The organism is Streptomyces sp. NPDC048612 (assembly GCF_043199295.1).
GTDB lineage: Bacteria > Actinomycetota > Actinomycetes > Streptomycetales > Streptomycetaceae > Streptomyces.
In genome coordinates this window covers 71,790-91,740 of record NZ_JBICVV010000014.1, presented here as the reverse complement: position 1 = coordinate 91,740, position 19,951 = coordinate 71,790, and the positions used below count along the sequence as shown (strand labels likewise).

18 protein-coding genes are annotated in these 19,951 nt (G+C 72.4%); 10 read left to right on the top strand and 8 right to left on the bottom strand.

Annotated elements, in window-relative coordinates:
• From ACGFN2_RS21865 to ACGFN2_RS21855, 3 genes are all read right to left on the bottom strand, one after another.
• Complete coding sequence (locus ACGFN2_RS21865; protein ID WP_362601186.1) at positions 1-1,179, bottom strand: CapA family protein; 1,179 nt, start codon at positions 1,177-1,179, stop codon at positions 1-3.
• A gap of 122 nt (positions 1,180-1,301) precedes the next feature.
• Positions 1,302-2,117 carry a class I SAM-dependent methyltransferase gene (locus ACGFN2_RS21860; RefSeq protein ID WP_393362862.1) on the bottom strand — a complete coding sequence of 272 codons (816 nt, stop codon included), beginning with the start codon at positions 2,115-2,117 and terminating at the stop codon, positions 1,302-1,304.
• A gap of 155 nt (positions 2,118-2,272) precedes the next feature.
• Positions 2,273-3,754, bottom strand: a complete 1,482-nt coding sequence (locus tag ACGFN2_RS21855) for a phosphatase PAP2 family protein (protein WP_362601180.1) — start codon at positions 3,752-3,754, stop codon at positions 2,273-2,275.
• 129 nt (positions 3,755-3,883) lie between these two features.
• On the opposite strand from ACGFN2_RS21855, the gene ACGFN2_RS21850 reads away from it, so the two are divergent.
• The 3 genes from ACGFN2_RS21850 (at position 3,884) to ACGFN2_RS21840 (ending at position 6,896) form a co-directional block, all read left to right on the top strand.
• Positions 3,884-4,333: a GNAT family N-acetyltransferase gene (locus ACGFN2_RS21850; protein WP_393362859.1), complete on the top strand. Its 450-nt coding sequence runs from the start codon at positions 3,884-3,886 to the stop codon at positions 4,331-4,333.
• A 124-nt stretch (positions 4,334-4,457) separates the two neighbouring features.
• Positions 4,458-5,675, top strand: coding sequence for an aminotransferase class I/II-fold pyridoxal phosphate-dependent enzyme (locus ACGFN2_RS21845; protein WP_393362856.1), 1,218 nt, complete (start codon positions 4,458-4,460; stop codon positions 5,673-5,675).
• 45 nt (positions 5,676-5,720) lie between these two features.
• Positions 5,721-6,896, top strand: a complete 1,176-nt coding sequence (locus tag ACGFN2_RS21840) for an MBL fold metallo-hydrolase (protein ID WP_393362853.1) — start codon at positions 5,721-5,723, stop codon at positions 6,894-6,896.
• Positions 6,897-7,071: 175 nt separating this feature from the next.
• Here the strand turns inward: ACGFN2_RS21840 and ACGFN2_RS21835 are convergent, their stop codons facing one another.
• Positions 7,072-7,716 carry a DedA family protein gene (locus ACGFN2_RS21835; protein ID WP_393362850.1) on the bottom strand — a complete coding sequence of 215 codons (645 nt, stop codon included), beginning with the start codon at positions 7,714-7,716 and terminating at the stop codon, positions 7,072-7,074.
• Positions 7,716-8,495, bottom strand: coding sequence for an MBL fold metallo-hydrolase (locus ACGFN2_RS21830; RefSeq protein WP_393362847.1), 780 nt, complete (start codon positions 8,493-8,495; stop codon positions 7,716-7,718). The genes ACGFN2_RS21835 and ACGFN2_RS21830 overlap by 1 nt, the downstream gene beginning before the upstream one ends.
• 224 nt (positions 8,496-8,719) lie before the next feature.
• Between ACGFN2_RS21830 and ACGFN2_RS21825 the strand changes: the two genes are divergently transcribed.
• From ACGFN2_RS21825 to ACGFN2_RS21800, 6 genes are all read left to right on the top strand, one after another.
• Positions 8,720-10,855 (top strand): phage holin family protein, encoded by a 2,136-nt coding sequence (locus ACGFN2_RS21825; protein WP_393363047.1) that lies wholly within the window; start codon positions 8,720-8,722, stop codon positions 10,853-10,855.
• An 87-nt stretch (positions 10,856-10,942) separates the two neighbouring features.
• The gene (locus tag ACGFN2_RS21820; RefSeq protein WP_393362844.1) at positions 10,943-12,349 is read left to right on the top strand and encodes an amino acid permease; all 1,407 of its coding nucleotides are present in this window, start codon (positions 10,943-10,945) and stop codon (positions 12,347-12,349) included.
• Between the two features lie 251 nt (positions 12,350-12,600).
• Complete coding sequence (locus ACGFN2_RS21815) at positions 12,601-13,023, top strand: hypothetical protein (protein ID WP_362601163.1); 423 nt, start codon at positions 12,601-12,603, stop codon at positions 13,021-13,023.
• 231 nt (positions 13,024-13,254) lie between these two features.
• Entirely contained in the window at positions 13,255-14,604 is a 1,350-nt protein-coding gene (locus ACGFN2_RS21810) for a TerD family protein (RefSeq protein WP_362601160.1), read from the top strand.
• A 225-nt stretch (positions 14,605-14,829) separates the two neighbouring features.
• Entirely contained in the window at positions 14,830-15,330 is a 501-nt protein-coding gene (locus ACGFN2_RS21805) for a lamin tail domain-containing protein (RefSeq protein ID WP_362601157.1), read from the top strand.
• A 225-nt stretch (positions 15,331-15,555) separates the two neighbouring features.
• Positions 15,556-15,969: a nuclear transport factor 2 family protein gene (locus ACGFN2_RS21800; protein WP_362601154.1), complete on the top strand. Its 414-nt coding sequence runs from the start codon at positions 15,556-15,558 to the stop codon at positions 15,967-15,969.
• A 40-nt stretch (positions 15,970-16,009) separates the two neighbouring features.
• Here ACGFN2_RS21800 and ACGFN2_RS21795 read toward each other — a convergent pair whose 3' ends face one another.
• From ACGFN2_RS21795 to ACGFN2_RS21785, 3 genes are all read right to left on the bottom strand, one after another.
• Entirely contained in the window at positions 16,010-16,825 is an 816-nt protein-coding gene (locus ACGFN2_RS21795) for a helix-turn-helix transcriptional regulator (RefSeq protein ID WP_362601152.1), read from the bottom strand.
• 189 nt (positions 16,826-17,014) lie between these two features.
• Positions 17,015-17,374 (bottom strand): hypothetical protein, encoded by a 360-nt coding sequence (locus ACGFN2_RS21790; RefSeq protein WP_362601149.1) that lies wholly within the window; start codon positions 17,372-17,374, stop codon positions 17,015-17,017.
• A gap of 610 nt (positions 17,375-17,984) precedes the next feature.
• A complete protein-coding gene (locus tag ACGFN2_RS21785) occupies positions 17,985-18,416 on the bottom strand; it encodes a hypothetical protein (protein WP_362601146.1) in 432 nt (143 codons plus the stop codon).
• Positions 18,417-18,831: 415 nt separating this feature from the next.
• On the opposite strand from ACGFN2_RS21785, the gene ACGFN2_RS21780 reads away from it, so the two are divergent.
• Entirely contained in the window at positions 18,832-19,929 is a 1,098-nt protein-coding gene (locus ACGFN2_RS21780) for an ArsR family transcriptional regulator (RefSeq protein WP_393362838.1), read from the top strand.
• Positions 19,930-19,951 lie beyond the last annotated feature (22 nt).

The following is a 19,951-nucleotide window of genomic DNA, read 5'->3' as shown; positions in this document are numbered from 1 at the left end:
TCACTTGGCCATCATCAGACCGCTGTCCGCCGCGCCCCGGGACAGCACGATGTCCCGGATGCTGTCCCGGGCCCGTGCGTAGTCGCCGCGACCGGGCTGCCCGGCCAGCGCCGCGTTGAGGTTCACGACCCGGAACCCGTCGTTGACATCGGTGAGTTGGGGCAGGAACTCCGCCTTGCGGACCGTCCAGCGCCCGCCGGGAGCGGCCGGGCCGGCGAAGGTGAACCGGGCCATCGAGCTCTGGTTGCCGCGGCCGTCCGGCTGGTCGCTGTGGTTGAACATATGGCCCGCGAGCTGGTCGCCCATCCCGTAGACGACCCAGGTGCCGTTGACCTTCTCGTACGCCTGCGGGACATGGGCGTGGGTGCCGAGGATCAGGTCGACGTCGGGCCGTCCTCCGGTGCGGGCGGCGGTCAGCGCACGGGCCAGGGTGCGCTGTTGCTCGTCCGGCTGCTGCTGCCACTCCGTGCCCCAGTGGATGCTGACGACCACCACGTCCGCACCCGCCCGGCGGGCCGCGCGGGCGTCGGCGAGGATCTTCTTCGAGTCGATCAGATTGACCGCCCAGGGGGCCTTGACGGGCAGCGGGATGCCGTTGGTGCCGTAGGTGTACGAGAGCTGGGCGACCTTGGCGCGGCCGGCCCGCAGCAGCGTGACCCGGGAGGCCTCGGTGGCGGAGCGGGCGGAGCCGGCATGGCGCAGGCCGACCGCGTCCATGGCGCCGAGGGTGCGGTGCACCCCGTCGGCGCCGTCGTCGAGGGTGTGGTTGGAGGCGGTGGAGCAGGAGTCGTAGCCCGTGTCCTTGAGGGCCGCGGCGACCTCGGGCGGGGACTTGAAGCTGGGGTAGCCGGTGAAGGGTCCGCCGTCCCGGCCGTAGATCGTCTCCATGTGGCAGATCGCCAGGTCGGCGCCGGAGACCACCGGTTTCACCCCGGCGAACATGGCACGGAAGTCATGGCCTCGGCCCTGCGCGTCATCGCCGGACCGGCGGATGATCTCGCTGTGCGGCAGGACGTCGCCGGTCGCCAGGAGGGTGAAGGAGGAGGCGGCCAGGGCCCGCGTGCCGCCCGGTGGGGCGGACCGCGCGGAGCGGGCGGGGCCGGTGGGCTGCTGGGTGCCGCAGCCCACCGCCAGGAGGGTCAGCGCGGCTATCGCGGTGAGGCGTCGTTGTGGGGTCACGCCCCATCCATATCGGGATTAATAGGATTTATCTGCCGGGGAGGGGGTGAGGCTGGGCCGTCGGAGCGATGTGCCGGGGGTGGGCCCGTGGAGGCCGGTCCGGGCGGGGCGGACATGCGCGGTCAGACGCGGCAGAGGATCTCGCCGTGCAGGATGCCGAACCAGCCGTCCTCCTCGGCGCCCCAGGCCCGCCAGGCCCGCGCGATCCGGTCCAGCTGCTCCGCCGTGGCGTGCCCGCCGTCCACCGCGGTCCGCGCGTACGAGGAGTGGACCGTGCGGTCCGCCCACAGCTCGCTCCACCAGGACCGCTCCTCGGGCGTGCGGTAGAGCCAGGTGCCGGCCGTGGCGGTGATCGCGCCGGGGGCGAAACCGGCCTGCCGGGCCCAGGCGTGCAGCCGGCGTCCGGCGTCCGGCTCGCCCCTGTTGGCGCGCGCCACTCGCCGGTACAGCCGCAGCCAGTCAGCCATCCCCTCGGTCTCCGGGTACCAGGTCATCGCGGCGTAGTCCGAGTCGCGGACGGCCACGATCCCGCCCGGCCTGGTGACCCGGCGCATCTCGCGCAGCGCCTGGACCGGGTCGCCCACGTGCTGGAGGACCTGATGGGCGTGCACCACGCAGAAGGTGTCATCGGGGTGGTCCAGTGCGTGGACGTCGCCGACCGCGAAGCGGACGTTGGTCACCCCGCGGGTGTCGGCCGTCGCCCGGGCCCGCTCCAGGACGTCCGGCGCCTGCTCCAGGCCGGTGACCTGCCCGTCCGGCACCAGCGCGGCCAGGTCGGCGGTGATGGTGCCGGGGCCGCAGCCGATGTCCAGAATCCGCATGTCCGGCCGCAGCGCGTCGAGCAGGTATCCGGCCGAGTTGGCGGCGGTGCGCCAGGTGTGGGAGCGCAGTACGGACTCGTGGTGGCCGTGGGTGTAGACGGCGGATTCCTGTGGCATGGCCGGCTCCTTCGCGTGCGGCGGAGGGCGACCGGGCGGCGCGCTGCGGCACCCCCGGCCGCCGCCGGGCGGCCGCCCGCACCGCGCCGCGGCCGCGCCTCGGCGTGGAGTTCACACCGTACGCCGCCATCCCGAATGATGAGAGTGGCGTCTCGTCATTCGGGCAGTAGACGGTAGACCGTCAGCGCCTCGTTCTGCTTCTCCAGCGTCAACTCGTCCGGAGCGGGGGCGACTTCACCGTCGTACGCCAGGGTGGTGCCCTGCGGGAGGTCGCTGATCCGCAGCCGGGCCAGTCGCGCCTCGCCGAGCACCGGAGAGCTGCGCGGGGTGCCCGTCAGGGCCGCGAGGAGCAGCCGGGTGCGGGCCAGCCGGCCGCCGTGCACCACCCGCACATCGAGCACCCCGTCCGCTAGGTCGTGCCGCCGCACCGGAGCGAAGCCCAGCCCCCGGTACTGGCTGTTGCCGACGAACAGCAGCCACACGGCGCGCCGCTCGCCGTTGATCCGCAGCGTCAGCGGCTCGGCGGTGCGCAGCACCTCCCAGGCCGCCAGCACCCCGGCGGGCCAGGCGCCGATCCGGCCCGCCCAGCGCTCACGGATGCGCACCAGCTCCGGATACGCGCCGATCGAGAAGGTGTTGAGGAACTGCCGCCCCTCCAGGTGCGGCCCGGCCCGGAAGCGCGCCACGTCCACCGCGACGGCCTCACCGGTCTCCACGGCCCGTGCCGCCGCCGCATAGGTCTCGATCCCCAGGTCGTACGCGAAGTGGTTCAGGGTGCCGCCGGGCAGCACCGCGAGCGGCAGTCCGTGCCGTACCGCGACCGCCGCCGCGGCGTTGACGGTGCCGTCGCCGCCGAGCACCCCCAGCGCGCCGCCCAGCTCCCTGGCCCGCTCGGCGGCGTCTTCGAGGGCCTTGTCCAGCGACGGCCCGTCCGGATCGCCGCACACCGTCACCTCGGCCTTCGGCAGCACCCCGTGCACCTCCTCGGCCCGGTCCGGGCGGGCGCCGGAACGCTGCCCCGACCCCTGGTTCGCCACCACGACCAGACCCCGGCCGCCGGGCAGCGCGGGCGCCTCGGCACGCGGCCGGGCCGGCGGCGCCAACTGGGCACGGGTCGGTGCGAACCCGCGCACCGCGAACGCCGCACCGGCCCCCAGCGCGGCGCCCGCCAGCACATCACCCGGATAGTGCACGCCCGTATAGACGCGGGAGAACGCCACCGACGCGGCGACCGGCGCCAGCGCCAGCCCCCACCACTTGTTCTCCATGGCCACGCCGGTCGCGAACGCCACCGCGGAGGCCGCGTGCCCGGAGGGGAAGGACGAGGTGAGCGGCTGGCGGTGCAACTGCCGTATCACCGGCACCGCGTCCAGCAGCGGGCGCTGCCGCTGTACGGAGCGCTTGCCGAGCGTGTTCACCGTCGCCGACGCCACGGCCAGCGAGGCCACTCCGCGCAGCGCGGCCCGGCGCATCGGCCGGCCCCCGACGGCGGCCGCACCGGCCGCGAGGCCGAACCACAGCAGCCCGTGGTTGGCGCTCCGGGTCAGCCGGGGCAGTACCCGCTGCGCGCCCGGCCATTCGCGCGCCGCAATCAGGTCGAAGGTCCGCCGGTCGAGATGGGTCAGTAGCGATCGCATGCGCCACCTTGTACCCCAGACGGCCCGGAACAGGCAGCATCCCGCCGCGGCGGCCCGCGCGGCGCAGCGGAGCGCGTCCCCCGCGGGTGGCCGGCGGCACCGCTCCGGCCACTGTGCTTCCATGCCCGGATGATCAGGAGACGCCATGACCGCGACCTCGACGCCTGTGTGGCCGTGCTGGCCGAGGTGCACACCCACAGCGGCTATCCGCACCACTGGCCCGGCGAGCCGGCGCGCTGGCTGACCCCGGACGGGCTGACGGCCGCCTGGGTCGCCGAGACGGACGGCGCGGTCGCCGGTCATGCCGCGCTGTGCGGCGCCGAGGTCAGCCGGCTCTATGTCGCGCCCGCGGCCCGCGGCGCGGGCCTCGGCGGACGGCTGCTGGACGCCGTCGAGGAGGAGGCCGTGGCCCGCGGACTGCGGCCCGTACTGGAGGTGAAGGCCACCGACACCGCGGCCGTCGCCCTCTACGAACGGCGGGGCTGGCTCCGCCGCACCACCGAACGGCAGGACTGGGGCGCCGGCGAGACGGTCACGGTGCATCACTACGAGGCGCGGCCGGCGGGCCCGGCGCATTGAGTGCCGGTCCCTCCCTCCGCTGACGTGTCGCCCCCGGTCGGCACCCTGGTGATCTGCCAAGGTGGACGGGGCCGCCCGTCCTGTGGGCCCACGATCGACCCGCCGTCGTGGAGTGGAGGAACGGATGCAGCGGACCGCCCCCGGATCTCCGCGGCCCGAGCCGGACCCGGAGCCGCCGGTGGGCCTGCCGGTCCTCCCGGAACTCGCCGCCCACCTCGCCGCGGCCGCCGACCGCACCGAGGCCGAGCCCCTGGGCGGCGCCGCGCCGCTGCGCACCGCCGCCTGCGGCTACTGGGAACGCCGTGGCCTGGCCACCACCCCCGACCGGGTGCTCGCCGCCCCCGGCGCGCCGGCCCTGCTTCTCGCGCTGTACGCCGCGGCCGGCGGGGCGGTGGTGCTGCCGCGGCCCTGCTCCGCGTTGTACGCACCCCCCGCCCGGCTGCTCGGCCGCCCGGTGCACCTCGCCCCCGTACCGGCCGAATCCGGCGGGGTGCCCGACCCGTTCGCGCTGCTGGAGACCGTCCGCCGGGCCCGGATGCACGGCGACACCCCGCGGATGCTGGTGCTGTCCGTCGCCGACGACCCGACCGGCACCTGCCCCGCGCCGGAACAGCTGCACGAGGTCTGTGAGGCGGCGGCGGACGAAGGGCTGTGGGTCGTCAGCGACGAGACCCGCCGCGATCTGCTGCACGACCCGCACGACACCGTGCTGCTCAGCCCCGCCGAGATGCTGCCCGACGGGGTCGTGGTGCTCACCGACCTGCGGGCCACCCTGGTGCCCGCCTCCTGGCCCGCCGCGCTGGCCCGCTTCCCCGACACCGGCCGCGGCGCCGCCCTGCACGCCGCCGTACTGGACGCGCTCACCGCGCTGCGCACACCGCTTCCCGGCCCGCTCGGCTGCGCCGTCACCCATGCGCTCGGCGAGCCCGACGAGGTGCGCGCCAGGACGGCCACCGCCGCCCGGGTGTACGGCGTGCTCGCCACGGCGCTCCACCACCTCGTCACCGGGGCCGGAGCCGTCTGCCGCCCACCGCGCTCCGGCAGTCATCTGTACGCCGACTTCGAGCCGCTGCGCCGCCCGCTCGGGGCCCGCGGGGTCGTGGAATCCCACGCGCTGGAGCGGGCGTTGGCGCCCTGGGGTGCGCGCGGCGGCCACCGTTTCGGAGACGCGCCGGGCGCCCTGCGGGTACGCCTGGGCGCCGAGGCGCTGCTGGGCGACGGCCGGGAGCAGCGGCAGCGCGCCCTGACGGCCCCCGACCCGCTGGAACTCCCGCACATCGCCGAGACGTTGACCGCCCTGTCCCGCACTCTGGCCGGGCTCACGGGCTCCTCGCACGGCTGACCGCCGCCTCCCGCCCCGGTTCCGCCCACCGAAAGGAGCCCCTCGATGACCGAGCGGACCGAGCGCCCCCTCGCCGAGCAGCCACCCGACACCGAGCGGCTCCCCGACACCGAGCGGCTCCCGCCCGCCGCACCCGGCGACGGCGCCGGAGCGGGCGGGGGAGGGGACCACACGCCGGCTCCGGCCGCCGGGCGGCCCACCGCGGACGCGCCGCTCCTCCCACCCGCCGCCCCGCCCCCGCTCACCGCGCCGCGCCCACTGGGTGAACCCCGCACCTGGCCACGCGACTTCACCCACCGGCTGACCGCGCCGCTGCCCGGTGTCCGTGCCCTGGCCCGGATCGCCCGGGAGGGGAAACTGCGCCCGCCGCCCGGAACGCTCCCCGACATCCAGCAACTCCCCTTCGCACCGGGCCCGATGCCGGCCGCCGGCCCCACCACCCTCGCCCTCACCTGGGCCGGACACGCCAGCTGGATCATCCGGATCGGCGGGCTGACCGTACTGACCGACCCGGTCTGGTCCCGCAAGATCCTCGGTACGCCCGCCCGGGTCACCCCCGTGGGCGTCCGCTGGGAGGACCTGCCGCCGGTCGACGCCGTCGTCATCAGCCACAACCACTACGACCATCTCGACGCCCCGACCCTCAAGCGGCTGCCACGGCACACCCCGCTGCTGCTCCCCGCCGGGCTCGCGCCCTGGGCCCGCCGCCGCGGCTTCACCCAGGTCACCGATCTCGACTGGTGGGAGGCGGTCGAACTGCCCGCCCCCGGCGGCCCCGTACGCTTCGACTTCGTCCCCGCCCACCACTGGAGCAAGCGGACCCTGACCGACACCTGCCGCTCCCTGTGGGGCGGCTGGCTGCTGACCGCGCCCGACGGGCGGCGGGTCCACTTCGCCGGCGACACCGGCTACGGCCACTGGTTCGAGGAGATCGGCCGCCGCCACCCCGGTATCGATCTCGCGCTGCTGCCCATCGGCGCCTACGACCCGCGCTGGATGCTGCGGCCGGTGCACACCGACCCGGAGGAGGCGGTCAGGGCCTGCCGGGACCTGGGCGCCCGCGCGCTCGCCCCGATGCACTGGGCGACCTTTCTGCTCTCCGGCGAGCCGCCCCTGGAACCACTGCACCGGGTCCGCGCCGCCTGGGCCGCCACCGGCCGCTCGCGCGAGGACCTCTGGGACCTCCCCGTCGGCGCGTCGCGGGTGCTGGCCGGGCGCTGAGCGGTGGGGTGGGCCTGAGCGGCGGGCCGGGCGCTGAGCGGCGGGGCGGGCTGGAACGGGCGCCCCATGGCGGGGACTTCGACGGATGGGCCCTCGGGGCGGGACTTCGGCGGGCAGGCCCTAGGGACGGGACTTCGGCGGGCTGGCCTAAGGAGCGGGCTTCGGCCGACCGGCCCTACGTACCGTCCCCGTCCCGCGTGGGTCCGACCCGCCGCCAGGCCGCCGGGGCCACCGCGATCACCATGGTCACCGCGATCGCCGCCACCACCCCCTGCCACGCGGAACGGAACAGCGAGCCGCTCAGCAGCCCGATCAGCTGGTACGTCGCCGCCCAGACCAGACACGCCGGAGCGTCGCCCCGCACGAACCGCCGCAGCGGCATCGCCGCGAGCAGACACGCCAGCATCACCGGAATCCGCCCGGCCGGCACCAGCCGGGACAGCACCAGCACCAGGACCCCGTGCTCCCGCAGCCTGAGCCGCGCGCGGGCCAGCCGCTCCGGCGCGGCGCGGGCGCGCAGCCGCGCCAGCCAGCGCGACCCCTGGGGGGAGTGGCTGCCGCGCCGCCCGAGCGCGTACAGCCCCACATCGCCGAGGAACGCGGCGGACGACGCCACCGCGAAGACCATCAGCAGCCCGAACGGCGAGGCGTGATGGAAGGCGACCACCGCCGCCGAGCTGACCAGCGCCCCCGTCGGCACCACCGGCACCAGCGACCCGAGCACCACCAGCAGGAACAGCGACGGATAGCCGACCGCCTGCTGCGTCGACTCCGGCGGCACGGTCCGCGCCAGCTCAGCGAGTTCACCGAGGAGCGTCATCACACGGCCTTCGGCCGGACCGACTCGCCGTGCCCGAGCCGGTGCACCGTCACCTCGGGCGCCAGCAGCGCCACCTGCCGCTCGAACTCCTGGCCCGGCGCATGGAACTCATGCGGTCGGACGGCATCCAGACCGATCGGCCAGTACGTGCCGTAGTGCACCGGGACCACGCAGCCCGGCGCCAGCCGCGCCGCCGCCTGTGCCGCCCGCCGCGCATCGAGATGGCCGGGCCCGAGGAACGGCCCCCAGCCGCCCACCGGCAGCAGCGCCACCTCGCACGGCCCCACCTCCGCCGCCATCGTCTCGAACAGCCCGGTGTCGCCCGCGAAGTACGTTCGTGCCGTGCCCCGTACGACATAGCCGAGCGCCGGCACCCGGCGCGGTCCGCAGGGCAGCCGCCGCCCGTCGTGCGCGGCGGACACCGCGCGGACCGTCACCGCGCCGGCCGCGCACTCCTCACCCGCCCGCAGCTCGGTGATCCGCAGCGCACGGGCCGCGGCCACCCGCCGCAGCCCCGGCACCGCGGCCGTCGCCCCGCGCGGCACCACCAGGCGGGTCCCCGGCGTGAGCCGGGCCAGCGAGGGCGGGTGCAGATGGTCGGCGTGCAGATGTGAGACCAGGACGACATCGGCCCGTGCGGCCTCGGCCGGCGGCAGCGCGCCCCGCCGGCGCCGCAGATGGGCCAGCCGGCGCACGAACAGCGGGTCCGTCAGCACCCGCACGCCGGAGTCCTCGACCGTCACGGTGGCATGCCCCCACCAGGTGACCTCCACCGACACCGAGCACCTCCCGTCCCGACGGGCCGGCCCGCTCACCGCGGGCGGCCGTCTCGCTTCCCGTGTGCGTCCTCTCGATCCTCCACCATCCGGCCCGGAAAGCGGCCGATGGGGAGCGGTCGGTGCGGTTGTCCACAGGCGCTCTCGCCCTCCGGCGGCCGGTGCCATGCTGGCGGCAGGCCCCCACCGCGAGGGGCGGGCCGGAGAGTGAGGTGAACGGCGTGCGGATGCCCGGATGGAAGGCCCTCGGCGGAGCCCTGTTCCGGGTGCTCGCGGTCTGGCTGGTGTCCACCCTCACCCTGCTCGTGCTCGCCGGTCTGCTGCCCGACTTCCGGCTCCAGTCCCCGGGCGGCGACAGCCTCACCCGTACCGCCCTCACCGCCGCCCTCGGCGCCGGCGCGTTCGGCCTGCTCAGCGCGCTGGTGTGGCCGGTTCTGGTCCGTGCCCTGCTGCTGGTGCCGGCGCTCGTCCTCGGGCTGCTGGTCTTCTTCCTCAACGGCTCCCTGCTGCTGCTCGCCCTCGACCTGGTCCCCGACGCGCGCGGACAGGCCGGACCGGAGACCGCGGTGATCGTCGCGGCCGCCATGTCCGCCGCCTCCTCGGCCACCTCCGCCTTCCTCGCGGTACGCAACGACGAGGCCTACCACCGCCGGCTGGTCCGGCTCGCCGGCCGCCGCCGGGGCCACCGGACCGGCCGGTCCGGTGGCCCGGACACCCCCGGCACGCTCTTCCTCCAGCTCGACGGTGTGGGCCACGACCTGCTGCGCGAGGCCGCCCGGGGCGAGCGGCCGCTGATGCCGACCGTCGCCCGCTGGGCCGCCGCAGGCCACCGCCTCACCCCCTGGCGCACCGACTGGTCCAGCCAGACCGGCGCCAGCCAGCTCGCCCTCCTGCACGGCAGCAACGAGGACCTGCCGGCCTTCCGCTGGTACGAGAAGGACACCCGCACCGTCGTCGTCAGCAACCGGCCCAGCAGCGCCGCCGAACTCCAGCGCCGCGCCGTCGCCCGCACCGGCGACGGCGGACTGCTCGCCCACGACGGCGCCAGCCGCGGCAACCTCTTCAGCGGCGGCGCCGACCAGGTCGCCCTGGTGATGTCGGTGGCGGCCCGGCGCGGCCGGCACAACCGCTCCCGCGCCGGCTACTTCGCCTACTTCTCCGACCCGGCCAATGCGACCCGGACCGCGGTCTCGTTCGCCGCCGAGGTCGTCCGCGAGATCGTCCAGTCGCTGCGCTCCCGCTTCCGCCGCGAACTCCCGCGGGTCAAACGCGGCGGCCTCTACCCCGTCATCCGGGCCTTCGCCACCGTCGTCGAACGCGATGTGGTGGTCGCGGCCGTCATCGGCGACCTGCTCGCCGGCCGCACCGCCATCTACGCCGACCTCGTCGCCTACGACGAGGTGGCCCACCACTCCGGACCCGCCCACCCCGACGCGCTCCAGGTCCTGCGCGGCCTCGACCGGTCCCTCGCGCTGATCGCCCGCGCCGCCCGGCACGCACCGCGCCCGTACCGCATCGTGCTGCTCTCCGACCACGGCCAGAGCCACGGCCCGACGTTCCTGGAGCGCTACGGGCTGAGCCTGGGCGATCTGGTCCGCGCCGGATGCGGGCTGCCGGTGCCCCGCCGCGCGGGACGCACCCCCAGCGGGGCCGAGGCCAGGGAGGCGGCGCGGGCCGCGCTGCGCCGCCCCGAGGAGGCGGCCGGGCAGCGCCCGGAGCGTACGGGGAAACCGGACCTCGCCCACCCGCTCGTCCTGGCCTCCGGAAACCTCGGTCTGGTGTCCTTCCCCGACGTGCCCGGCCGGATCACCCGCGAGGAACTGGACCGCCGACACCCCGCCCTGCTCGCCACCCTCGCCAACCACCCCGGCATCGGTTTCCTGCTGGTCCGCTCCGCGGTACACGGCCCCGTGGTGCTCGGCCCGGCCGGTGCCGAGCACCATCTCGGCACCGGCCGGGTCATCGGCGCCGACCCGCTGGCCCCGTTCGGCGAGGGTGCGGCCGACGCCGTCCGCCGCACCGACCGCTTCCCGCACGCCGCCGACCTCATGGTCAACTCCGCCTGCGACCCGGAGACCGGCGCGGTACACGCCTTCGAGGAGCAGATCGGCTCGCACGGCGGGCTGGGCGGCGCCCAGAGCCACCCCTTCCTCCTCTGGCCCGCCGAGCTGACCCCGCCGGCCCCGGACGGCGAACCGCTGACCGGCGCGGAACAGGTGCACCGGGTGCTGCGCCGCTGGCTTGCCGAGGCGGAGGGGCCACAACTGCCCCTCGGGCCCGCCGCGGACGAACTCCGGCGCGGGATGCGTCCGCCCGGAGGTTTTCCACCCCCGGACACCACCCCGCAGGACGATCCCCGCTGATTTTGGGCGGAGGCCACCGATCGCCGACGATGGGACACCGCTCGGTAACCCCGGGTGCACAGCGCACGACGAGAGGCCCACCACGCCATGAACGACCGGCACACGCGCCGCTTCGGTCTGGGAACCGCCACCTGCCTAGTGATGGGCAACATCATCGGTGGCGGCATCTTTCTGCTGCCGGCTTCGGTGGCCCCGTTCGGCACCATCAGCCTCGTCGCCTTCGGCGTCCTGACCGTCGGCGCCGTCGCCCTCGCCCTGGTCTTCGGGCGGCTCGCCGAGCGCCACCCGGACACCGGCGGCCCCTACGTCTACGCGCGCGAGGCGTTCGGCGACTTCGCCGGATTCCTCTCCGCCTGGTCGTACTGGACCATGACCTGGGTCAGCAACGCGGCGCTCGCGGTCGCCATCGTCGGCTACGTCCACGTCCTCCTCCCGGGCCGTCCCAGCGACGCCGGCGACCTGGCGATCGCCCTCGGCGCGCTCTGGCTCCCGGCCCTCGCCAACTTCGCCGGCACCCGCTACGTCGGCCTGGTCCAGACGGTCTCCACGGTCCTCAAGTTCGTCCCGCTGCTCTTCATCGCCGTCGTCGGCCTGTTCTTCTTCGACCCGGCCAATCTCGGTTCGTTCCACGAGGGCAGCGGCAGCGCGCTCGGCGGGATGTCCGCGGCCGCCGCGATCCTGCTCTACTCCTACGTGGGTGTGGAGTCCGCCGCGATGAGCGCGGGCGAGGTCCGCGACCCGGAGCGGAACGTCGGCCGGGCCACCGTCCTCGGCACCGTCGGCTCCGCCGTCGTCTACCTCCTGGGCACCGTCGCCGTCTTCGGCACCGTCGCCCACGACAAGCTGGTGAAGTCCCAGGCGCCGTTCTCCGACGCGGTGAACGCGATGTTCGGCGGGCACTGGGGCGGCACCGTCGTCGCGATCGCCGCCGTCGTCTCGATCATCGGCGCCCTCAACGGCTGGACCCTGATGAGCGCCCAGTCCCCGTACGCCGCGGCCAAGGACGGGCTGTTCCCCGCACCGTTCCTGACCAAGCGGCGCGGGGTGCCGACCGTCGGCGTCCTGGCCGCCGCGGTGCTGGCCAGCGCCCTCACCGTGATCAACTACCTGATCGGCTCCGGCGGCGTCTTCGAGATCCTGGTCCTGATCACCACCTTCTCGGCGACCGTGCCCTACCTCCTCGCCGCCGGCGCCCAGGTCTACTTCCTCCTCACCGGCCGCCGCGACAAGGTCCGCCCCGCCCGCTTCGCCCGCGACATGACCCTCGCCCTGACCGCCTTCGGCTTCACCTTCTGGCTCGTCGCCGGCGCCGGCTACGCCGCGATCTACCAGGGCGTCCTCTTCCTCTTCGCCGGCATCCTCGTCTACGCCTGGATGGCCGCCCGCCGCACCACCCGCCAGGAAATCCCGCCGGCCACCCACCCCACACCTGCCGACGACAAGGCCCTCGCCCCATCCGCCGCGAGCACCACCACACCTCCACGAACGAACTGACGGGCCACGGCCTTCCGGGGCGGACGCGGCGTCATCCATCGCCGCACCCGCGCCCGCCTGCCCCCACCTCCGCCCACCCGCGTCAGATGCACCCGAGGCATACTGCCTTCCGGTGCATCTGACCGCTGGTGCACGAGGAGATCCGACAAGGCTCAGACAGGGGCTGCATGTATCCGGATTCCGCTGCTCAGCCCCTGACGACAAGCAGCCCGAACACCCTGCTCCGCCGCACGGCAGTCCACCTCGGCGCCATGCACCTGAGCGGAGCGCTGCTGGCGCTCACCTTCCTCGTGCCTCCGGCATGGGCTCTGGACACCTACGGAGCGGCACCCGCCGACGACCCCTCGGCAGACGTACCGCCGTTCATGATTCTCTTCGCCGCCCTGTTCAGCTGTGTGACCTTCCACGTCCTGGTGCAAATCCCCTCAGGCCTCCTGGGCAGCCGGCTCGGCAGAAACCGCGGAGCCCTCGCCACCTACGCCTTCACCCTGGCCGTCGCGGGCACACTCACCCTCGCCTTCCTCTGGAGCGTCGAGCGGGTGAACAACACCGCCGAACTCCTCTCCCTGTGGCGCGACTTCATGGCCCGCGGCTCATTGGCCTTGGCCGGGTATGTCTGGCTGACGTCCCTGTGGCCGGGGGCCGGACGCCGGTTGTCCGGTGCCGATGACTGACATGCAGGAGGGAAGCCAGTGGGCAGCGGGACGAGTGCCTTCTGAAGTGGAAGCCTCAGGTGAATTCGCGCTCTGCGCTTGAGGCGACGTACACCCCGAAGCGGGCGACCCGGCGGTGCGATTGCAGCAGCGTGGGAAGCGGGGCTATTGCGGAAACCCCTTCGGTGCGTACGTGATGTGGCAGGGTGCCCCAAAAGCCAATTGCCGAGACTTGTGTCGGGGTGGACGGGCATGCCAGACCTCAGCAAGGGTGAGAACGCGGCCGTGGCCGTCGGATGCATCACCGCTGAACTGCACACTGTGGGCGCCCCGGTCGACCTCAGCGCCCTGCTGGTCGCAGTGGACGGCAAGGTCAGGTCCGACGATGACATGGTCTTCTTCAACCAGCCTTCCGCCGAGTCCGGCGCGGTCCGCCACTTCGCCGCCGACGCCGACGGCCCCGAGCGCATCGAGGTGAACCCGGCGGCTCTGCCCCCTGAGGTGGACCGGGTGGTCATGGTCGGCAGCTGTGACCCTGAGGACGTGACACGCACCTTCCGCGAGGTGGATCAAGTGACGGTGCGCGTCGTCCATGCTGGTGCCGACCCGCTTCGCTTCCGCCCACCTGCCCTCACCGACGGCGAACGTGCCGTGCTCCTGGTGGAGATGTACCGCCGGGGGTCCGCATGGAAGCTACGCGCCATCGGACAGGGATACGCCAACGGACTTGCCGGCCTTGCCACCGACTTCGGGGTGGAGGTGGAGGAGCCCGAGGAACTCCACGCCGCGGTCGGGCAGCCTGAGGAACACTCCGTTGTACCCACCCCGGCGGAACCGGCCCCCGCCCCTCGAACGAGCCTCCTCAAGCCGCCGCTCGGCAGCATCAGCCTGGACAAACGTGGCCATGTCTCGGTCGGTCTGGACAAGCACGACCGCGACTTGGAGATCACCGCGTCGCTGGAGTGGGACGGCGGCAGTGAGCGACGTCGTCGGCTTGGAGCCGACCTCGATCTGTACGCCTTGCTCGTGCCCGCCTCGAAAGCCCTGCTCGGTAGAGCGACACCCGGAACCCTCGTCAAGTCCGGCCACACTCCGCAGGGCGATCCGCTGCCTATGCAGGCGTCAACCGGACCCGCGGATGCGAAGGGGACGCCACAGGCCACGGCGAAAAGAGACAAGAGCGCTGACGTCGTCTATTACAAGCGCCGCGGCTCGCTGAAGAAGCGCCCCTTTATCCGCCTCGACGGCGACTCGCGCGGCCCCGGCCGTGAATCCGTCCGCATTCTGCGGCCCTCTGAGCAAGGCTACGTATTGCTCTGCGCCTACTCCGCTGTGAGCAATGGCTTCGGATCGTTCCGTAGTTTCGGCGCGAAGGTCGTCATCACAGATGGCCGTGGTTCCACCGTCACCGTGCCTCTCTTCGAGAACACCAAGACCCGCTATTGGGTCGCCATCGCACTCATCGACTTCAGTGATCCCCTCGGAGCGACCGTCCGGCACGTCGAGGCTTACAGCGCCCGCATGACAGAGCGGCGCCCGGTCCTGCACCCGGACGGCACCATCGAACTGAACGCCGGGCCGGTGGAATTCAAGAGGCGGTGAACTGCCCGCCTGAACAGGCCAAGCCTGCAACGGGCCCGAACCGCGCCTGGCCCGGTCCCGAAGCGCGATGGGCGGGTCGGATGACGATCCCAGCCGTGCATCCGCGGACCGGTATGCACCCCTTCCGGTCGAGTGCAGTCGCAGTTGTTCACTGTGCAACCATCTCAACCCTTCGCAAGTCCTTCACATGCAACACAAGGTCATCAAACTGTGGAGGGATCTCTCATGCGTAAGCGTCCTGTCGTCGCTGCCGCCGCCGTTGCCACTGCCGGCGCGCTGGCCTTCCTTGCCGCCGCCCCGGCTCAGGCCGCGGAGTACCACTCGGCGTTGAAGGTCCGCGGGGTCCAGTACGACGCCCCGGGCCGGGACTCCAACAGCTGCTCCTCGGGCAACACCGACGAGGAGTACGTCACGATCAAGAACTACTCGTCGTCGGCGACCATCAACCTCAAGGGCTACGTGGTGAAGGACGCCACCGGCAATCGCTTCACCTTCACCGCCAGCCACTACCTGGAGCCCGGGGACTATGTGAAGCTCCGCGGCGGCCACGGCAGCGACTCCGACAAGTACAACGTGGTCTACCGCGACAACTGCAACTTCCTGTGGAACAACGACCGCGACACCGTCTACCTGTACAAGCCCTCGGGCAGCCGCTCGGACGTCCACTCCTACACGAAGCGCGGCTCCGACTCGGACGGCAACGGCTACATCCGCTATCACAGCTGAGCGAGGTGGTGGTGTGCGCCGTGCGCCCTCCGTCCCCACTGCACACAACTGGACCTGAGGGCTCCGCCATTACTTCCCGCGTAATCGCCTCGCACCCCGCCGCCCGGCAAGGTGAAGGCATCGGTTCACGGGCCGGCGCACTCCGGCCCGTGAACCGGTGTCAGGGGCGTGGTGCTGTTCCGGCATCACGGTTCACAGCATGTGAGGTGAGGAGTGGAGAACGTCATGACGCAGCAGCAGGAGCAGGGCGGGCGGCAGGCATCGGGCGAGGCGGACCGGTACGTGGTCGCTGTGATGCGGTACTTCGAGGCGTGGAACGCGCGAGAGGAGGGGGCATTGGGGGAGGCCGTGGGGGCGGCGTTCTGTGAGGGCATCACCTACACCGATCCGTTGGCCGATGTCGCGGGGCACGACGGGCTGGCGGCTGCGATCGCGGGGGCGCACGCGCAGTTCCCCGGTTACGTGTTCCGGCAGGTGGGGGACGTGGACGGGCACCACGACATCGCGCGGTTCGGGTGGGAGCTGGTGAGTGTGACGGACGGGTCGGCGCCGGTGGCCGGGTTCGATGTGGTGCGGCTGGAGGAGGACGGGCGGATCGGCGCCGTGCTCGGGTTCCTGGACCGGGTGCCTGCTGTGTGAGGCCCGGTCGCCCCGTACGGGCCGGGCGGGTGCCCGGCCCCTACAGTCGCACCTCCCGTAGATAGGCCGCCGTCTCCGGATCAGCCGGCAGGAGGGTTTCCACCGCGAGTTCGGAGACGGTCACGTCCATGGGGGTGTTGAAGGTGGCGATGGTGGAGGTGAAGGACAGCACGGTGTCGTCGTGTTCGATCACCATGGGGAGGGCGAAGGGGGCGTGTTCGCCCAGGGTGGCGGTTTCGTGGCCGCCCGGTGGCAGGGGATAGGCGCTCACCTCGTCGTAGAGCGCACGCAGGGGGGCCGAGCGCATCAGGGCCAACTGGCGCTCCATCTGCGAGAACAGATGGCCGCGCCACTCCCGGAAGTTGCGGATGCGGGGGGCCAGCCCGTCGGGGTGCAGGGTGAGCCGCATGGCGTTCAACGGTGGCTGCAGCAGCGACGGGGCGACGCCCGCCAGCAGCAGGGTGATGCCGCGGTTCGCCGCCTGGACCTGGTAGGTCCCGTCGACCACCAGCGCGGGGAACGGCTCGTAGGCGGTCAGCAGGCGCTCCATGCCGGAGCGCAGGGCGGCCATCGACGGGGCGTCCAGCGGGGTCTCCGGGAAGGCCGGGGCATAGCCCGCCGCGATCAGCAGGGCGTTGCGCTCCCTTACGGGGATGTCGAGGTGTTCGGCGAGCCGGAGCACCATCTCCTGGCTGGGGCGGGAGCGGCCGGTCTCGATGAAGCTGATGTGGCGGGCGGAGGAGTCGGCGCGCAGCGCCAGTTCGAGCTGGCTGATCCGGCGCCGGTCGCGCCATTCGCGCAACAGCGCGCCCACACCCGTGGTCGTCTCCGGTGACGACGCCGCAGCAGTTGTCATGGGAGGGACGGTAGCCGAGGGGCGGGGGCGGTGGGCCGGGTCGGCAGCCGTGGGAGGGGGAAGGGGCCGGACGGGAGGGCATACGGACCGGAGCCCTGCGGGGAGTGACCTACGGGGAGGTCACGTACGGAGAGGCGAAGTTCCTGGGCAACTGTCCTTGGCCACTGAAGTTGACCGGTGGCTATTGACTCACTCTTCCAGCGACGACGGCCAGACATACCCAAAGGTTTCGGCGCACTCTCGATAGCCCGCGCAGACCTCCGCGCCGTTCAGGGGGTGCGGGCGCCGGACGGCGGCGACGATACGTTCGGCCTGAAGCTTGGGGCTTCCCTCGGTCACCGCAAACCCGATCTTCAACTGGATGAACGGATCGGCGCTCTCACGCGGAACATGCAGGGAGACAAGGACCTGTCCAGGGTCCGAGTCCCACACGGAGACCCAGAACGTGTCGCTGTTCCATGCGGCCAGGGGATTCGGCACGACTAGCAACTGCTGAGCCACCAGGTCAGCGACATCCCACGCCAGCGAAGGCCGCTCGGCCAGAGCCACAATGCTCCCCTTATTCGAACCTACACGCCCCGGCCTGGAGCACACACGAGCCGGTGCTGCGAACGTGATCGCCCGCATTTTACCGACCCGGCGGCTGGTCACGCGGGCGAGTGCCTGAGACGTCAAACCTCAGCGTCAAGGACAGCGACCTCGCACACAGGCAAATCGCTGACCCACTCGCGTCTCACTCAATCCAGTCCGCGCAGTTCAAGACGAGCTGGTCGACTAACTTCGTTGCGACAGGTCACTCTCCCACGACGGTCGTCATGCCGATGACTGCCGACATGGCAAAGGAGGCGTTGCCCGGGGCGGTGAACTGCAGGCCCGCCAGGTCAGGCATGTGCCCCACAGGACGCAGCGGCCGACGACGGTGGACCGCGCCTCGTTCTGCGCGATGAGCAACGGGGCGCTCGACAGCAGTGCGAGGACCGCGAAGACCAGGGAGACGAACAGTGATCCACCGGCGCAATCTGGTGAATGTGGCGTACGACGCTGGCGCGTCTCAACACGTGCGACCGGGACGCCCGCGTGCCCCGCTCGCCGGTACGGCCGCACCGGCGAGCGGGAGCCCCGTGCGCCGCAGTAGGCGCGGGGGACGGTTGAGGCCCAGCTACTTGACCGGCGCGCAGTATCTCAGCGACCCGTTGATGACGTCGCAGATCTGGAACCGCATGTTTCTGATCGGCGGACTGTCCCAGGTGATGTCGGCGGTTCCGGTCGAGTTCATGATGGTTTTCCAGTCGCCGGTCACCCATTCGCCGTTGCCCGCGGGACCGAAATAGTAGAAGTCGAACTTGGTCTGGAGGGCGACCCCGTAGGAGCAGGTCTTGGAGACAGTCAGGTCCCCCCAGGTCCGGTAGCCCGGGTGGCCTCCGTACATGCCGACCTTCTTGTAGCTGTAGTCCCCGGACGCTTCCGAGCATCCGCTGGCGCTGTGCCCGCCGACCCCGCGTGCGTACGCGGTGGCGGGCAGAGCCAGGGTGAGAACTGCAGCACCCATGACGAGCGAACTCGCCGCGAGGGACTTCTTGAACCACTTCATGCTTCCTCCTTGCGTCGATACCTCTTGCAACTCGGGGGGACTGTGCCTGCTCCGACGCATGGGCCGGTGCGTCCCTGCCGGTGCAATGGCTGGCGTCGTTCTTGCGCTGCTCTTATGGAGCCAGTGAGCGCCTTCCGGTCAACTCCGCCCAGACGGGCCGTGGGCTGGCACTCCGTCGCGGGTGCCGGGGCTCCCGCCGGTAGCGAGCCGTGAAGGCCCGCCGTGCCGTGGTGTGCATGTCAACGCCTTCTTTCCGGGGTCCGCTGAAGCCGTCCTTGCGACGGTGGACGTTCGGCGGGAAGTGACGCTCTGACGAACAGAATTCACTCGAGCCGACCGGGTTCTCGACTCGTTTCGGTCTGTCCCGAAACGAGGGCAGGGGGAAGCATTTGGACCAGGCAGTGGGGAGGCCGTTGTGCTGCGACTGCACTTCACCGCGGAGGATTTGGCACGGGTGAAGGTCGATGTGCTGGGTCCGCTCGCAGAGACATCGCTGAGCTTGTGGAACCTCCAGCGGCGTGACGGCAAGGCGCTGTTCGGCGGCTGGCGTGCGCGCACGAGCCCACTCGTTACGGGCGATGGGCCGCACACCGCGATGTTCCTCAGCTCGCCAGCCGGGGGGCTGGTGGATCTGTTCACGCTGGTGGGCGCCGCGGGCTGCATGGGCGAGGGGCTGGAGCGGCTGATCAGTGCGCCAGAAGGGCGTCTGCGCTACGAGTTTGCCGTATGTTCAGCCACGAGCAGGCAGCGGGCGCAATGGCTGTCTGGTGTGATGGCGGCTGATCGAGAGTCCGTGCAACGGCTTGCCGCCGGGCTGCAGGACTGCCACGAGGTGGCGGTCGCCTCATACTGGGGGCGCATCCGCCACCACCTGGACGGGGAGGTGGCGCACCGGGCGCGCCTCATGGTGCGGGGTGGGGTGAGGGCGCTGCTGGAAAGCTTGCGTCCGATGGCGATGTGGAAGCCACCTGTGCTGGAGATCCCGGGCTACCGGCCGCTCGTCCACCCAACCGCCGACTTCCACCTGGGGGGTCGCCCCCTGGTCCTGGCTCCATCGGTGTTTTGCGGGCCGGTTCCCCAGCTGTTCGCCAGCCCTCAGGCCGATAGCGTGGTCATGGTGTATCCGGCCCTGAACAATCCGATCGACGCGGCCGGCCTGTGGGCTCTCCCCGCTGATACACACCGGGGCGATGCTCCGGTGCCACCGGCACTGTCCGCTCTTCTCGGCCGCACCCGGGCGGTCGTGCTGTGCGTAATCGCCGACCATCCCGCGTGCACGACGACGCAGCTTGCCCAGAGAGCAGGGATATCGCTGGCCAGCGCCAGCGAGCACGCCGCCACACTGCGCAGCGCCGGACTGACCACCCTCACCCGGGAGCGGAAGGCTGCCCTTCATACACTGAGTCACCTTGGCCTCACCTTGCTCAACACCAACGGTTCGGCTCCGGCTGGCACCCGAACACGGCCCCTGCCACCACTCCGTAAGCAGAGTGTTGGACGACTCTCTTCGTGAGCACGAAGGGGGGACAGGCGAC

Bases quoted from the DNA above. Each gene is read 5' to 3' on its own strand.
- ACGFN2_RS21860 (WP_393362862.1), bottom strand. From the start codon at position 2,117: ATGCCACAGGAATCCGCCGTCTACACCCACGGCCACCACGAGTCCGTA.
- ACGFN2_RS21855 (WP_362601180.1), bottom strand. From the start codon at position 3,754: ATGCGATCGCTACTGACCCATCTCGACCGGCGGACCTTCGACCTGATT.
- ACGFN2_RS21850 (WP_393362859.1), top strand. From the start codon at position 3,884: ATGATCAGGAGACGCCATGACCGCGACCTCGACGCCTGTGTGGCCGTG.
- ACGFN2_RS21845 (WP_393362856.1), top strand. From the start codon at position 4,458: ATGCAGCGGACCGCCCCCGGATCTCCGCGGCCCGAGCCGGACCCGGAG.
- ACGFN2_RS21840 (WP_393362853.1), top strand. From the start codon at position 5,721: ATGACCGAGCGGACCGAGCGCCCCCTCGCCGAGCAGCCACCCGACACC.
- ACGFN2_RS21835 (WP_393362850.1), bottom strand. From the start codon at position 7,716: ATGACGCTCCTCGGTGAACTCGCTGAGCTGGCGCGGACCGTGCCGCCG.
- ACGFN2_RS21825 (WP_393363047.1), top strand. From the start codon at position 8,720: ATGCCCGGATGGAAGGCCCTCGGCGGAGCCCTGTTCCGGGTGCTCGCG.
- ACGFN2_RS21820 (WP_393362844.1), top strand. From the start codon at position 10,943: ATGAACGACCGGCACACGCGCCGCTTCGGTCTGGGAACCGCCACCTGC.
- ACGFN2_RS21815 (WP_362601163.1), top strand. From the start codon at position 12,601: ATGCACCTGAGCGGAGCGCTGCTGGCGCTCACCTTCCTCGTGCCTCCG.
- ACGFN2_RS21810 (WP_362601160.1), top strand. From the start codon at position 13,255: ATGCCAGACCTCAGCAAGGGTGAGAACGCGGCCGTGGCCGTCGGATGC.
- ACGFN2_RS21805 (WP_362601157.1), top strand. From the start codon at position 14,830: ATGCGTAAGCGTCCTGTCGTCGCTGCCGCCGCCGTTGCCACTGCCGGC.
- ACGFN2_RS21800 (WP_362601154.1), top strand. From the start codon at position 15,556: ATGACGCAGCAGCAGGAGCAGGGCGGGCGGCAGGCATCGGGCGAGGCG.
- ACGFN2_RS21795 (WP_362601152.1), bottom strand. From the start codon at position 16,825: ATGACAACTGCTGCGGCGTCGTCACCGGAGACGACCACGGGTGTGGGC.
- ACGFN2_RS21785 (WP_362601146.1), bottom strand. From the start codon at position 18,416: ATGAAGTGGTTCAAGAAGTCCCTCGCGGCGAGTTCGCTCGTCATGGGT.